Origin of the sequence: Marinilabilia sp. (assembly GCF_016278715.1) — a bacterium.
GTDB lineage: Bacteria > Bacteroidota > Bacteroidia > Bacteroidales > Marinilabiliaceae > Marinilabilia.
The window spans coordinates 1-14,545 of sequence record NZ_JADQBH010000306.1 but is presented as its reverse complement, the minus strand read 5'-3'; the positions used below and the strand labels follow the sequence as shown (position 1 = coordinate 14,545).

Genomic DNA, 14,545 nt, shown 5'->3' with positions numbered 1-14,545 from the left:
GCATGATAGAACCTTCGAAAAGGTAGGTGAGGGTTGAGAGTCCGATGTGTGGATGGGGTAATACATCCAGATTCTGGTTTTCACCCATTTGGGTTGGCCCCATGTGGTCAATAAAGACAAAAGGACCTACGGCTCTTTTGCGGTGAAAGGGGAGAAGGCGACCAACCAGGAAGTTTCCAATGTCGGCGGCTCTTTCTTCTATTATCAGATCAATGACTGACATAACGTTTTGTTTTTACAATTATTGAAGATAACGATTTGCTTTGAAAAAGAAATTTCTTCTTGTTGTTTCCAGATTAATGCTTTTTTCGAAAGTAAGGTTTGTTTTTAGAAACGTGTTGTGTAAAATCACTTTTATTGGGAAAACTTAATTCGTGGACCGGATTGTTTTGCTTAGCTTGTAATTTTGTTGATTCATAGGGCTTTAACAGGAAGATGGTTTTGATTTTCAGCGGTTGGCAATGTTAAAAAAATAGAAATTTCAAAATAGATGTTGCAACAAATAAAGTTAAAACATATATTTGCAGTGTAATTGAATTAAAAAATAAATCAAGTTGATATGGAAACTAAAAAACTTTTTAACGAAAGACGGTCAGTCAATAATTTTGACAAAACCAAACCACTTCCTTTGGAGCAGGTGAAAGAGATTGTTGACCTGGCGGTGATGGCTCCCTCTGCGTTTAATCTCCAGCCATGGAGAATTGTTTTGGTTCAAAAAGACGAGAGCAAACACAAGCTCTTCGAATTAGCCAATAAGCAGGAAAAGATTCTGCAGGCTCCAGTAACATTGGTTCTGGTTGGAGACAGAGAAGGATACAATAATGAAAACCCTGTTTGGGAAGAGATGCTTCAGTCGGTTGGTGGCAGAGAAGAGATTGTTGAAGGAGCCAAACAGGCTGCTCAGTTTCTTTATGGTACCAGTGAGGAGCGCAAATTAAAATTTGCAGAGAGCAATGCCGGATTGCTGGGTATGTCGTTGATGATTGCAGCTAAAGAATATGGCGTGGATTCTCATCCTATGAGCGGACTAGATTTTGACGGAGTTCATAAAGCCTTTGGACTGAAGGATAGTGAAGAGGTGGTGATGGCCATTGCATTGGGTTATGCTGATGATTCCCAAAAGCTTTATCCTCGTCGCCCCAGAAGGTCGTTTGATGATATCGTGACCGTATTTTGAGATTTGAGAAACAAGTTTTTTAATTGAAAATTTTATCGTAATGAAAAAGCTATTATTTGTTTTTATTATAGGAATTGCACTTTCAGTTAATACTGAAGCACAGGAAACCAAAAAGGTAGATGCAGAAGAGAGTTCCCTTTCCTGGGAAGCCGGTAAAATTGGTGGGTCCCACAATGGAACCATCAATTTGATATCCGGAAGTCTGGTTGTCGAAAACGGCATTATCCATAGTGGCGAGTTTGTAATAGATATGGAAAGCATTGCTGTAACCGATATTGAAGATGAATCGTTGAATCAACAGCTGGAAGGACATCTAAAGTCGGCTGATTTTTTTGATGTGGAAAACCATAAAGCCAGCAGGTTCAAGGTTTTAGGTTCTTCAAAATCGGGGGCAGACTTAAAAGTGAATGGGAATCTAACTATCAAAGGACGAACCCTTCCGGCCAATTTTGTGGCCACACCCACAGGAAATGGTTACAAGGGTCGTATTGTGGTAGACAGAACATTATATGATGTTCGTTATGGTTCTACAAAATTCTTTGATAATTTAGCGGACAAAGCTATTGATGATGAGTTTGTCATTGATGTTGATCTACATGTCAAGTAATCAGATGATTTTTGAGCTATGCGCATCGAAGATGAAATAAAAGGTCGCTTTCGGAACGAATACTACAAAGGGTTTATTAACCTGCGATATACCACCAATTTACTGAGCTATGAAATGGTTCGGTCGTTTAAACGGTTTGGTATTACAGAACCGCAGTATAATGTGTTGAGGATTCTTCGTGGTTTCCGTTCGGAAGCGCCCTTGTCTGTAGGCTTTATCAAGGAGAGAATGCTGGATAAAGTGTCGGATGTGAGCCGGATTATTGATCGGTTGGTGGATAAAAAAATGGTCACCAGAGTTGAAAATCCTGCCGATCGAAGGCAAAAGAGCATTGAAATAACTTCAAAAGGCCTCACCCTTTTGGACGATATGCTGGATTGTGAAAAACAAACGGACAATCTTCTTTCCAATCTGACGGCTGATGAAATTAAGGAGCTGAACCGTCTTTTGGATAAAGCCCGGGACTGATGTAAATGTCCCGGATTTGAGTTGGATTTTTTTATTACTTTTGCCGCCGCTATGATAATTCACCTGTCAAAATATTGCGGCATTACTCCCCCCTGAATTCTTTGTAAGGAAGAGTTTGTCAAGAAAGTCATGGGTTTTGTGTTTTTGTCATTCTGAACGCAGTGAAGAATCCCATCAACTACGACCTACGCCATTAATAAGCTGTAGTGACTTATTAGACAGCCTCCATTTGTTTTGTAAATCTGGCAATTTTTTGAGGTCTCATATTTCAATAGTCCGTTAAACTTTTGTAATCACTTAATGCTTAATTGTTTATGAATTGCCAGGTGTTTGTTCCAACAATCAGTTTATCAATGTTATAGGATTCATCTTGAATCTTATATCTAAAAATCCAACGATCTATTAATACTTATTTATCAGATTTATTTCCTGAAAAGAATTTTCCCAATATCACAAATTTTAAACAGCGGCATGTTTAATAAGACGGAGAAAGATGAGAGAAATTACCTTGAAGAGGTTAAAGATAAGTTGCAATCAGCCATCAACCAGATAGACATAAATTTAGCGCAATATGCCAAAGATGTGCAGGCGCAAAAGGATTATCTCTGGGAGCATAAGACCGGCATGGACCATGTGGAGAAAGTGGCTGTTCATCAGTCTGTCAGGCAGTCGGCACTAACCGGTGAAGCCGCAGTGGAGAAAAAGAAAAGGTTACGTAAACTCAAGCAATCGCCCTGGTTTGGGAGGTTCGATTTTAACGAAAAGGATGCTTTTAAGCCCTTGCCGGTTTATGTTGGGGTACATGCTTACTACGATGAGGCCCTGAAAGAAAATCTGGTGTATGATTGGCGGGCACCGGTTTCCTCGATGTTTTACGATTTTGAGCTGGGGCCTGCAAATTATGAGGCGCCTACTGGAGAAGTGGAAGGAGAAATCACTTTAAAACGTCAGTTCCGAATTCGTTTTGGTGAGATGGAATACATGCTGGAAAGTTCGCTGAATATTCACGATGAGGTGCTTCAGCGGGAGTTGGGCTAAGCGTCGGATGACAAGATGAAACACATTGTTGCCACCATTCAGCGCGACCAGAATGCCATTATTCGGAACGAAGATTCTCAGGTGCTAATTATTCAAGGGGTGGCAGGTTCCGGGAAAACTTCCATTGCGCTGCACCGTATTGCATTTCTGCTTTATCGCTTCCGGGAGACCATTTCTTCAAAAGATATCCTGATTTTATCGCCCAACAAGGTTTTTGCAGATTATATTTCAAATGTTCTGCCTGAGTTGGGAGAGGAGCAAATTCCCGAAATAGGTATGGAAGAACTGGCCAATCAGCTTCTTGATGGCAAATACCGTTTTCAGACTTTCTTTGAGCAGGTTTCGTTGTTACTTGAGAAGGAAGATGAAAGTTTCCGGGAACGGATTCAGTTTAAAGCCACTTTCGAATTTGTGAGTAAACTGAACGAATATCTGGCTTTTATTGAGAACAACTACTTCGAGCCTGAAATGATTATGGTTCAAAGAAACCCCATTCCGGATTCTTATATTGCCGATAAGTTTAAGTCTCTTCACCGGGTTCCGCTATTTTCGAGGTTCAACGAGATTGTCAGTCACATTGAACGCGACCTGTTTTATTACAATCAATACGAAATATCCGGAAAGGAACGCAACGAATTGCGGAAAACCGTAAAGAATATGTTCCGGGTTACCAATCTTCGGGAGTTGTACAAGGACTTCTATCAGTGGTTGGGGAGGCCCGAAATGTTTAAATATGCCAGGGCATCAACGTTTGAATATCCCGATGTTTTCCCGCTGGCTTTCATGAAACTGAAACTGGAGGGATTTAAGACCTTTAGTCATGTGAAGCACCTTTTGGTGGATGAAATGCAGGATTATACACCTGTTCAGTATTCGGTGCTGTCGCGCTTATTTTCCTGCAAAAAGACTATCCTCGGAGATGCAAACCAGTCGGTCAATCCTTTTAGTTCTTCAAATTCCGATTCCATCGCTAAAGTTTTTCCCGGCGCGGATTGTATGTTGTTGAATAAAAGCTACCGTTCCACCAGTGAAATAGCCCGGTTTGCTCAAAAGATCCAACCCGACAGCGACCTGGAAGTGGTTGAGCGGCATGGAGAGGCACCTTCGGTGGATGCTTTCAAATCAAAGAACGCACAAATTGAGGAAATAAAAACGATCGTTGATGAGTTTGAGCTGTCGGACTATCACTCACTGGGAATTGTTTGCAAGACGCAAAAGCAGGCAGCAAAACTCTATGCAGCATTGACGGATCATTACGATCGGTTACTGCTTTTAAGTGCCGAAACCGGTGCATTTGGGCAGGGAATTATTATCACTTCATCGCACATGGCCAAGGGACTTGAATTTGACCAGGTGATTGTACCTGATGCCGATGATCGAAACTATCAGAATGAAGTGGACAGGGGATTGCTTTACATTGCCTGTACGCGTGCCATGCACCGGCTTAATTTGTTGTATGTGAAAGAGAAGTCACCCTTCCTGGCTGAATAGCTTATCTTTTCAGGCAAGTGGCACAAAGACGGATTTCAGGTCTTAGTTTTAGCCTCTCGAATGGAATCCTCTGGCGACATTTATTGCAGATGCCAAAGCTTCCATCGTTTTTCAATTTCAGGATTTGTTCCAGTTGCGACAGTCGGGTTTTGGCATTTCTCAAACTGGCATCAAAAATGGTTTTGTTGTTGATGGCATCCATTCTGGAAATGCGCCCAATGGCATCGTCGGGAGAAATCGGGCGGGTGAATTGTTTCAGTTCTTCTATTTTGGCAGTAAGCTTCTGGATTTCTGATTCAATGATGGTTACCAATTGCTCTTTTTCGACTTTTGTCATAGTGGAATTTTTTTACTCTTTTGGTATTGCGACGGAGTTATGCCATAGTCTTTTTTGAATGTAACTCCAAAATAGCTGACATCCTTGAAGCCGCATTGATAAGCTACTTCAGAAATTGTTAATTGGTTTTCTTCAAGCAATTCTGCAGCTTTCATCATTCGCATTTTCCGAATGAATGTGTTTGGATTGATGTTTACCAATTCTGAAATTTTCCTGTATAGCATGGAATTACTAATTGACATTTTTTCAGCAAGTTGCCTGACCGAAAAGTCAGGATTGGAAATGTTTTTTTCGATGATATCTTTGGCATGAATCAGTAATTCATCCTGGATATCATTTATTTTATTCTTATTGGGTTTAAAGCCTTTTTGGAAAGTCTGATTACGTTTTTGTTGCTCGAGTAAGGCTTCCATCCTTGCCAACATGGTATGCAGGTTAAATGGTTTGGAAATATAGCTGTCGGCACCTGCTCTGTAACCTTCTGTTCGTTCTTCATCCGATGTTTTAGCGGTGAGCAGAATTACGTTAATATGCGAAGTAGCCTCATTGTTTTTAATTTTTTTGCATAACTCGATGCCGTTCATCGAAGGCATTAAAACATCCGAGATTATGATATTAGGTTGTTTGTTGACGGCAGTTTCATAACCAATCATTCCGTTGGGGGCCTCAATTATATTGAATATGGATTCCAGACTGCCCTTTAAAAGTTTTCTGAAATCGGAGTTGTCCTCCACGATAAGAACGGTGGGTTTATGGTCGAATGATTGTTGAAGATTTTTTATGCGAAGAATGGTGTCCTCTTCAATATCTTCGGCTTCCATAAGGGTTGAAGGAATTTGTTCCAGTCTGTTCTCTGCAATTTCGTTTTTGTCGAAAGCTTTTTTGTTGACAGGAAGAAAAAATAAAACAGTTGTTCCCTCTTCGGGTATGCTTTTCAGACGAATGGTACCTTTATGAGTCTCTACCATGGCTTTTGTGAGAGATAATCCAATGCCAAAACCGCCTGATTGGTGATTGTTGCCACTGATGGACTGATATCGGTCAAATATGAAGGCCTGTTTTTCCTCACTTATTCCCTTACCAGTGTCACGTATTTCAAAATTGGCTATTGTCTCATTTCCTGATTTTGAAAGAGATAGATTAAGGGTTATTGTTCCTCCATCGGGGGTGAATTTAAACGCATTCGATAATAGATTGTAGAGTATAATGTCAATTTTTTCCTGGTCGAACCAAAGGTTAGATTCGGGACAATTAATGTTGAAGTCAAAAACAATATGCTTTTTTCGGGCGAGGGGTGCAAAATTGTCACAAATGAACTGCGTGAATTTGTTGAGGTTACCTCTACTTACAGAAAGAGGAAGTTGTTCTATCTCTGATTTGCTAAAATAGAGGAACTGTCTGTTTAAGCGATTTAGGCGGTTGATATTTCTTTCTGCAAGCGCCAGGTCTTTCCCGTTGGGAGCTATGTGAGTATGGCGCCAGTCGTCTATCAGACACCCAAGAATACTTAATGGAGTTAAGAATTCATGGGAAATATTTGCAAACAAACCTTGTTTGAAAAAGTTGAGTTTATCTGACTTTTGTCTTTCAATATGCTCAATTTCCAATGCATGTATTACCTGTTGGTTTTTACGCTCCATCTTAAAGATAAAGAAAATAATACCTCCAAAGATGAGGGCGTAAAAAGAAAATGCCCACCATGTTTTGTAAGGTGCCGGGTTCACTTTGATAAATAGTTTCTCTGGCTCTGGGTTCCAATGTCCCTGACTGTTGGATCCTTTGATCATTAGAGTGTATTCTCCGGGTTTCAGATTGGCGTAATTTAGAGTGCGCATGTCTGCATCCATAAATCGCCAATCGTTTTCGAGCCCATCGAGCAGAACTGAATATTTATTGTTCTCGGGTTGAGAGAAAGAAAGGGCTGCGAAGGAGACTGAAAAATTATTTTCGAGATGATTTAATACAAGTGGCTTGTCGTGAGACGTCGTGATTGATACCGGTTTGTTCATTACTTTTACGTTGGTAATAACGACCGGCGGAATGAAATCATCCGGATTGATTTCCAGTGGATTAAAAATGTTAAAGCCCCTGTTTCCTCCAAAATAGAGATTCCCCTCTGTGTCTTTAAATGAAGAGCCTCTGTTAAAAATATTACCCTGAAGTCCGTTCTCCTGAAGAAAAAAATGGGATCGGAGCTGTTTTTCCAGGATGTTTAGTTTTGTCAGTCCCCGGTTGGTTCCAATCCATATATTGTTATTGTCATCCTCGTTTATGGCATAAATAATATCTCCCGCCACATACGGAGCAAATGAGATGAATTTCGACTGAGCAGGAACCCACTTGAATAATCCGCCACCACCCGAACCAATCCAGATGCTTCCGGAGGAATCCTCGAACAACGTTAGAATGTGGTCAGTTATTAAACCATTGCTGTCTTTTTTTGAGGCCTGAAATCTTTTAAATTCAAGTGGATAATGTTGGGTTATGTCTGAAATGGCTTTGTTTATTCCCCCGTCGAAGGTGGCGGCCCACAAATTATTATTGTTGTCGATAAGAATTTTTGAAATTCTGTTACTGCTCAGGGAAGTTGGATTGTTTACATCTGTGGCATATCTCAGAATAAAGAAATTATGGAATTTGTCGGGAGTTGACTCAACGATTTTATAAAGACCGTTTTCTGTCCCTATCCAAATGTGACCAAAAGGGTCTTCATGAATGTCAAATATTTCTCTTGATGGAAAATCGTATTGCGGAGTGTTTTTGTTGATGATCATGTGTTCGCCCGTTTCGGGGTTAAACTTAATAAGGCCAAGGTATCTGGTTCCAAACCATAAAAAACCTTTAGAATCCTGAAAAAAGCAGGTAACCGTATTTAAGTCCTGGGGTAGATTTTGGAATCGGGGAATATGGTTGTACTGAGTAAATGAGCGATTCTCCATATTGAATACTCCAAACCCGAGGCTTTTTACTCCAATGAGTAAATCACCGGCATTTGTTTTTATAAAGGAGGAGATCGATTGACTGCCGGCAGATTCAGTCTTGGCTGTAATATGCAGGGAATTGAAAAGTTTGATTTTATTGTCAATTTTATTTACTCCGCCGCCTGAGGTTCCGACCCATATTAATCCTGAAGCATCGCAAAGTATTGAGAATGCCTCGTTGTGTGAGAGTTTTAGAGAATTGCTCTGGTTGGAAAATTTTGTGAAGACAGGGTTTTGCTGGTGCGGATTTTGTGATATGGCGAGCCCCGCCGGGCTCCCTACCCATAGATTTCCCTCTTTATCGAAGGCTAAATCGAAAATGATGTTCGCTGCGGCATCGTATTCATTATCATCGAATTTGATGTGTTTTTTTATAATGATACTGTCTTCTTCATATTTAAAGTTGATAATACCTTCTTCCCAAAGGCCAAGCCAATAATTGTTTTCTCCTTGCTGGGTCATGGAAAAAGGAGAGAAGTGTTGTAAATCTAAAGGGATGTCTTCTTTTTTCCAGGATTTAACCTGGTTGTTTGTTTTGTTGATATGTGTTAACGCTCCCTTCCAAGAGGATATCCAAATATTATTGTGGGCATCTTTAAAAATATTTGTAATCCAGTCTGAATTCATTCCGGTTGTTCCAGACGCAATATTGTATTTCTTAATGATGCCATTTTCCGGATCTAAAACATCCACTCCGGCTCCTGAACTACCAATCCAAATGTGGTCGAATTCGTCAATTACGATTGTTTCTACGACATCATAAGATAGGGTAAATGGTTGGGGGGACTGAGTATTGAAAAATGTAAATGTTTCGTCTGTACGATCAAGTCGGGCCACACCACGGTCTGTGGCACACCATAAATATCCGTTGGAATCTTCCAGAATGTTGTTAAATAAGTTTGTTATCAGTCCTTTGGAGTGATGGTTTGCGATAGAGAATGTTTTAAGCACATAACCATCAAAACGAATCAGGCCTTCTGTGGTGCAAAACCATAAAAACCCTTTTGAATCCTGAAAAACATCTTTTACATCATCCGAAGGGAGGCCCTGGGTACTGTTGATTATATCAATGTCATAATTCTTAAGGGTTGCTTCCTGAGCGAAACTACTAAAGGTGAGTGCTGTATAGAGAATTTGTATTGCGGTGAAGTATTTTAAAATGATGTTCATTTGGTTTTGTTTTTCAATTTTAATTTCGCTGCAAAGGCAAATGACAAAAAGGGATTTTAATTGTTAAAAACCCCTTATTGACCTTAATGATAATTCAAAAGTAAAAAAAATAGTGAACGATTTATCATAGAATATTGTAACACTCATTGAGTCAGGGTTATAAATTTTTTCATGTGATTGAAAAATTATTGAAAATGACTAAAAAACACGACTGTGTGAATGAAAATTTATATCCATCCGTGTTTAAATTAACTTAATTTGATGGTGTTGTTTAAAAATTAACAAATTGTCAAATGAGAATTTTTCTATTGCTATCAGGGATTTTTTTATGGATGAACTTTGGAGTTTCAGGCCAGAAAAATGAAAAAGTATTAATTAAGATAAATGCAGAAAAAGAGTATCAGGTTATTCATTCATTTGGAGCATCAGATGCCTGGCGCTGTCAGTTCGTAGGTAAAAACTGGCCCGATGCAAAAAAAGAAAGAATGTCGGAATGGTTGTTTAGTAAAGAGGTTGATGACAACGGTAATCCTTTGGGAATCGGATTGTCATTATGGCGTTTTAATATAGGGGCCGGAAGTATGGAACAGGGCGATAGTAGCGGGATTGTTAATCCCTGGCGAAAATCAGAGTGTTTTCTTTCTCCTGACGGAACTTATGACTGGTCAAAACAGGATGGTCAACAGTGGTTTCTTAAAATGGCGTATCAATATGGTGTTGAGAACACTGTAGCTTTCCCCAATTCCGCTCCTGTTTATTTTACCACTAATGGGAAAGCCTTTTCTCCCGGGGGACGGACAAATCTGAATATTCGTGATAATAAATTACAGGACTATGCCAGGTTCCTCTCTGATGTGTGTGAACACTTCGAAGATAAGGGGCTTGGGTTTTCTTATCTTAGCCCGTTTAATGAGCCCCAATGGGACTGGAGTAATCCTACACAAGAGGGAACTCCGGCGACCAACGAAGATCTTTATCTGCTGACTCATTTTCTCGATCATGAATTTCAAAAGCGCGGACTCCAAACCATGATTGCTCCGGGTGAAACTGCCGAATACAACTTTCTATATGAGAAGGTTCATGATTATTCGGGTAGTTCTGACCAATTCAGAGATTTTCTTTCTCCCGATAGTCCGCTTTTCTTAGGTCGGTTAAAACATACTGCTCCTCTCTTTTCCGGACATAGTTATTTTACCACATGGCCGGTTGAAAAACTAATTAATGTCAGGCTTAAACTTAGACAAAGCCTTGATTCAATTAATCCTGAAATGGATTTCTGGCAAAGTGAATTTTGCATTTTGGAGAATAATGATGACATAACTGGTGGACATCAACGTGACCTTGGCATGGGTACAGCTCTGTATGTGGCCAGGGTAATGCATTACGATTTAACCATTGCCAATGCTACTTCCTGGCAATGGTGGACTGCCATCACTCAGTGTAATTATAAAGATGGACTAATCTTCCTTGACAATGGGGGAGAAGGCATCACAAATCAACAACATCCCGATAATGAGAAGTTAAAGTTTGATGGAAATTACCATGATTCAAAGCTTTTATGGGCAATGGGAAATTTTTCCCGATTCGTGAGACCGGGAATGGTCAGAATTGAGGTAAAGACGGATAATGGGGATGATTATTTTGAGCAGGCTCTTTCATTGATGGTTTCTGCATTCAAGAATAATGCTACTGGAGAGGTGGCGCTGGTCTTGATTAACTACTCCGATGAAAAGCAGGTTCTGGAATTTCAGGACAAAAATCGTTTCGATGAGGAGGTAAAGACTTATGTTACCTCCAAAAATGAAGACTTGTCTTTTGAGAAGGGTAGCCTGGAGAATGTGGTTGTTGATCCTGAGACGGTCAAAACAGTTATCCTAAAATATAAAAAGTAAAAAACAGGTATATGGTTGAATTAGATAATAATCTATAAAAATGAGGTTTATGAAAAAAAGTGTAAAAAGTATGACGATGTTGTCATTATCATTGCTGTTTGGCGCAATTCTCTTCTGGGGATGCGATGATGACAATGAGAAAAGCTGGGATGTTAGCAGCGACCCGGCATTGGAATTGCAGGCTGCGGAGATACATACCGAACAGGGACGCACCATCCGGATTGAAGGAATAGCTACCGATGATGTGGGGATAAAAAAAATCAATCTGAACATTGATGACTGGTATCTTAATCGGGATATTGACATTTCTTCCAATGATTCTCTGGTGAAGAGTTATGACCTTTCATACGACTTTTTGGTGCCTGAAGATGCACCCGACAAAACACATAGTATTCAGGTTACCGTTTATAACATGGGAGATCGAACTTCCAGTAAAATTGTGGAAGTTTTTATGGATGGCGACTTCACGGACCCGGTTCTGGATGTAAAAAATCCTGTTAATGGATTAACGCTGGCTCCTGACAGTGAATTGCCCATTGAGATAAATGCTGTGTTGGGAGATTCTCGCCAGCTTGGTTATTTCGTGGCCAAAGAATCTTCCATTAATTTTTACGACAGTGTGTCGTTTATGGGAACAGGGCAATTGAATTTCGAATATCAGAACATTGCCACCCTGCCGGCTCAAGTAGGAGAGTACAATTTTGAGTTTGTTTTGGCCGACAGTGCTGGTAATGTGGTGACCAACAACAGAGTCGTTAAGGCTTCTTTTGATTTTGACAAACTGTATCTTGCCGATGTGGCTACCGATGAGGAACTGAATTCGGATCTTTTTGGTGTTCCCATGTTGATTTCTAAAACTGCACCTTACAATTTTGAGGGAAAGTATTATGCGGAGGCTCCTGGCGCAGAAGTTCGGTTTGTTCCTCAAACCACAAGCTTCGCACCTCATTGCTACGGTCTTGATCCCAATAATCCTTCTAAACTGGTCAATGACCCTGAAAATGCCTTACCAATTATTCTTGATCAGAAAGGGTATTACCTTATTTCTGTTGATCTGGAGAATATGACCTACAATGTGGAGACCTATGTTCCGGATGACTGGTATTTTGAGCCGAGAATTGAAAATCCGGATGATGATGCTTATATCGAAACCGAATATCTGGGAAAATTAGGATTGGTTGGAAAAGGATTCCCTGATTATCCCGATCAGAACTGGGCTACCTGGGCGTCGATTGAATTGGAGCGCGATCCTGAGAATAACTACAGGTTTTACAAAACTCTTGATATGGAAGGATCCGTTGAATTTATTTTACAACCGGAACATCCATGGGGATGGTGGCCTGAACCATTCTGGCGTTTTGATAGAAAAGTGGATCCCGAGAAAACAATTTTAAAAGGTGGAGAGAATGTGGCGATGACTGTTCCGGTCAGAACTACTTACAAAGTTACATTCGACTCTCATCTCAACAGGGCCAAAGTGGTACCGGTTCAATAGACCATTAGAAATTTAATCGCGGGGGGCTCCCTGAGCCTCCTGTTTACACAAAAATGTTTATCAAATTCATGGGGTGAGAAAACTGAGTTTTTCTTTTTCTACAATAGATTAGAACAGTTCAGGGTTTCGATAATCACAAACATTAAATGTCAAGAATATGAGAAAATACATTCATAAATTCATTTGGCTTTTGGCTGTCTTATTTTGTTTTTCAGTCAATATGCATGGACAGGAACAATTGATAAAAGGAACCGTAGTTTCTTCTGATGGAGAACTGCTTCCCGGGGTATCCATTGCAATAAAAGGAACAACCACCGGAACGATTACGGATATAGATGGCAACTTTCAATTGAATGCAGAGCCCGATGATGTTCTTCAATTTAGCTTTATCGGGTTCAATAATATTGAAGTTCCCGTCGGTGACCAGACGATTCTTAATATTGAATTGGAAGAGACTTTTGTTTCCCTGGATGAAGTAGTTGCTATCGGATATGGACGAGCCAAAAAAAGTGATTTGACCAGTTCTATTACGTCGGTAAAAGGTGAGGATATGAAAACCATGAGCGTGGGAAATCCTGTAGAGGCTTTGCAGGGTAAAGCGCCAGGGGTTCAAATCATTGCCGGTAGTGGACATCCGGGAGCGTCTCCGAAAGTGCTTATTCGTGGGTTTACATCACTCAATCTTTCTACAGACCCGCTTTATGTGGTTGACGGTGTTCCGATGGGAAGTAATCTGAACTTTTTGAATACCAATGAGATTGAAAGTATTGAGGTCCTCAAGGATGCATCTGCTTCAGCTATTTATGGTAGTCGTGCTTCCAATGGGGTTGTACTGATTTCTACCAAACGGGGAAAAGATGGGAAAACTCAGTTTTCAGCCGACCTTTCGTATGGTTTTCAGGTGTTCGATAAGCCCTATGATATGGCCAATGCCACTGAATATGCCCAGGTTATGAATCAATCACTTCAGAATGCGGGATTGGGTGAAAGATTTCCTGATCCGGCAAGCCTTGGAGAGGGTACTGATTGGTGGGGAGAAGGAGTAAACAAAGTTTCTCCTCAAAGAAATTTTAGCTTTCAGGCATCAGGTGGAAGCGAGAATAACAGATATGCGGTTAGCTTAAATTACTACGATCAGGAATCGTTTTACAATTCCGGCAATTGGCAGAAATTTACTGCCCGGTTGAGCTCAGATTGGGATTTCGCCGATTGGATTACTGCCGGCGTGATGTTGAACCCTAGACGGGAAATGTGGGAAAATACGCCAAACTGGTATCAGGATTATTTATTGATTGATCCTGTGACTCCGATCTATCGCCCTAAGGAAGAGCAGGAAGGACTGAATGAGTATAGCATTTATCAACGGTCGTATTATACCTATGTGTGGAACCCCATCGCGCGTGATGCACGTCAGTTTGACGAAGGCGGGTATTATGCTCTTGCGGCCAATGCTTATGCAGAAGTTACTCCGGTTAAGAATCTGGATTTCAGGACTCAGATAAGTGGTGATTATAAATTTGACCACAACGATGATTTTGAGCCTGATTTTGTTATTGACGGGGCACATGAAAAGAATGAACTAAATTATGTTTATCGGTCACACAATTTCGATTCTTACTGGAACTGGACCAACACACTAACTTATTCTCTTGAAGTAAACGAACATAATGTTTCATTGATGGGTGGCGCTACCCTCGAAAAATGGGAAGGTCGTTTTATTAATGGAACAAAAGACGGAATCCCTAATAATTCGGATCCACTTCGTGAAATAGATGCTGCTACTGAAAACCCGGAGGTTAATGGAAATTCCTGGGGCAACTCACTTGAGTCGTATCTGGGCCGGTTGTCCTATAACTATTTGAATCGTTATTACCTGACAGCAACTTACC

Annotated in this window: 11 protein-coding genes; 8 read left to right on the top strand and 3 right to left on the bottom strand. The window is 40.5% G+C overall.

The genetic code is table 11. The features are described from left to right. Window positions 1-223, bottom strand: a 223-nt coding sequence (locus tag QZZ43_RS18615; protein ID WP_291862422.1) for a pirin family protein, incomplete at its 3' end; no start/stop codon positions are given. 336 nt (window positions 224-559) lie between these two features. Here QZZ43_RS18615 and QZZ43_RS18610 point away from each other — a divergent pair. From QZZ43_RS18610 to QZZ43_RS18590, 5 genes are all read left to right on the top strand, one after another. Continuing rightward, complete coding sequence (locus tag QZZ43_RS18610; protein ID WP_291862419.1) at window positions 560-1,177, top strand: nitroreductase family protein; 618 nt, start codon at window positions 560-562, stop codon at window positions 1,175-1,177. A gap of 40 nt (window positions 1,178-1,217) precedes the next feature. After that, the gene (locus tag QZZ43_RS18605) at window positions 1,218-1,784 is read left to right on the top strand and encodes a YceI family protein (RefSeq protein ID WP_291862417.1); all 567 of its coding nucleotides are present in this window, start codon (window positions 1,218-1,220) and stop codon (window positions 1,782-1,784) included. An 18-nt stretch (window positions 1,785-1,802) separates the two neighbouring features. Next, window positions 1,803-2,252 (top strand): MarR family transcriptional regulator, encoded by a 450-nt coding sequence (locus tag QZZ43_RS18600; RefSeq protein ID WP_291862414.1) that lies wholly within the window; start codon window positions 1,803-1,805, stop codon window positions 2,250-2,252. A 471-nt stretch (window positions 2,253-2,723) separates the two neighbouring features. After that, the gene (locus QZZ43_RS18595) at window positions 2,724-3,290 is read left to right on the top strand and encodes a hypothetical protein (protein WP_291862411.1); all 567 of its coding nucleotides are present in this window, start codon (window positions 2,724-2,726) and stop codon (window positions 3,288-3,290) included. Window positions 3,291-3,305: 15 nt separating this feature from the next. Beyond that, on the top strand, window positions 3,306-4,781 hold the full coding sequence (locus QZZ43_RS18590; RefSeq protein ID WP_291862409.1) for a UvrD-helicase domain-containing protein: 1,476 nt from the start codon (window positions 3,306-3,308) through the stop codon (window positions 4,779-4,781). 1 nt (window position 4,782) lies between these two features. Here QZZ43_RS18590 and QZZ43_RS18585 read toward each other — a convergent pair whose 3' ends face one another. Both QZZ43_RS18585 and QZZ43_RS18580 read right to left on the bottom strand, forming a co-directional pair. After that, the gene (locus QZZ43_RS18585; RefSeq protein WP_291862408.1) at window positions 4,783-5,118 is read right to left on the bottom strand and encodes a TraR/DksA C4-type zinc finger protein; all 336 of its coding nucleotides are present in this window, start codon (window positions 5,116-5,118) and stop codon (window positions 4,783-4,785) included. After that, window positions 5,115-9,269 carry a hybrid sensor histidine kinase/response regulator transcription factor gene (locus QZZ43_RS18580; protein ID WP_291862406.1) on the bottom strand — a complete coding sequence of 1,385 codons (4,155 nt, stop codon included), beginning with the start codon at window positions 9,267-9,269 and terminating at the stop codon, window positions 5,115-5,117. Before QZZ43_RS18580 ends, QZZ43_RS18585 begins: the two co-directional genes overlap by 4 nt. A gap of 293 nt (window positions 9,270-9,562) precedes the next feature. On the opposite strand from QZZ43_RS18580, the gene QZZ43_RS18575 reads away from it, so the two are divergent. The 3 genes from QZZ43_RS18575 to QZZ43_RS18565 all read left to right on the top strand — a co-directional run. Then, a complete protein-coding gene (locus tag QZZ43_RS18575; protein WP_291862403.1) occupies window positions 9,563-11,161 on the top strand; it encodes a glycoside hydrolase in 1,599 nt (532 codons plus the stop codon). A 49-nt stretch (window positions 11,162-11,210) separates the two neighbouring features. Continuing rightward, window positions 11,211-12,656 (top strand): Ig-like domain repeat protein, encoded by a 1,446-nt coding sequence (locus QZZ43_RS18570; protein WP_291862400.1) that lies wholly within the window; start codon window positions 11,211-11,213, stop codon window positions 12,654-12,656. Between the two features lie 157 nt (window positions 12,657-12,813). After that, a partial coding sequence (locus QZZ43_RS18565) for a SusC/RagA family TonB-linked outer membrane protein (protein WP_291862398.1) occupies window positions 12,814-14,545 on the top strand: 1,732 nt, incomplete at its 3' end.

What these genes read in the sequence shown, in the direction of transcription:
- QZZ43_RS18610 (WP_291862419.1), top strand. Translation starts at nt 560, where the DNA reads ATGGAAACTAAAAAACTTTTTAACGAAAGACGGTCAGTCAATAATTTT.
- QZZ43_RS18605 (WP_291862417.1), top strand. Translation starts at nt 1,218, where the DNA reads ATGAAAAAGCTATTATTTGTTTTTATTATAGGAATTGCACTTTCAGTT.
- QZZ43_RS18600 (WP_291862414.1), top strand. Translation starts at nt 1,803, where the DNA reads ATGCGCATCGAAGATGAAATAAAAGGTCGCTTTCGGAACGAATACTAC.
- QZZ43_RS18595 (WP_291862411.1), top strand. Translation starts at nt 2,724, where the DNA reads ATGTTTAATAAGACGGAGAAAGATGAGAGAAATTACCTTGAAGAGGTT.
- QZZ43_RS18590 (WP_291862409.1), top strand. Translation starts at nt 3,306, where the DNA reads ATGAAACACATTGTTGCCACCATTCAGCGCGACCAGAATGCCATTATT.
- QZZ43_RS18585 (WP_291862408.1), bottom strand. Translation starts at nt 5,118, where the DNA reads ATGACAAAAGTCGAAAAAGAGCAATTGGTAACCATCATTGAATCAGAA.
- QZZ43_RS18580 (WP_291862406.1), bottom strand. Translation starts at nt 9,269, where the DNA reads ATGAACATCATTTTAAAATACTTCACCGCAATACAAATTCTCTATACA.
- QZZ43_RS18575 (WP_291862403.1), top strand. Translation starts at nt 9,563, where the DNA reads ATGAGAATTTTTCTATTGCTATCAGGGATTTTTTTATGGATGAACTTT.
- QZZ43_RS18570 (WP_291862400.1), top strand. Translation starts at nt 11,211, where the DNA reads ATGAAAAAAAGTGTAAAAAGTATGACGATGTTGTCATTATCATTGCTG.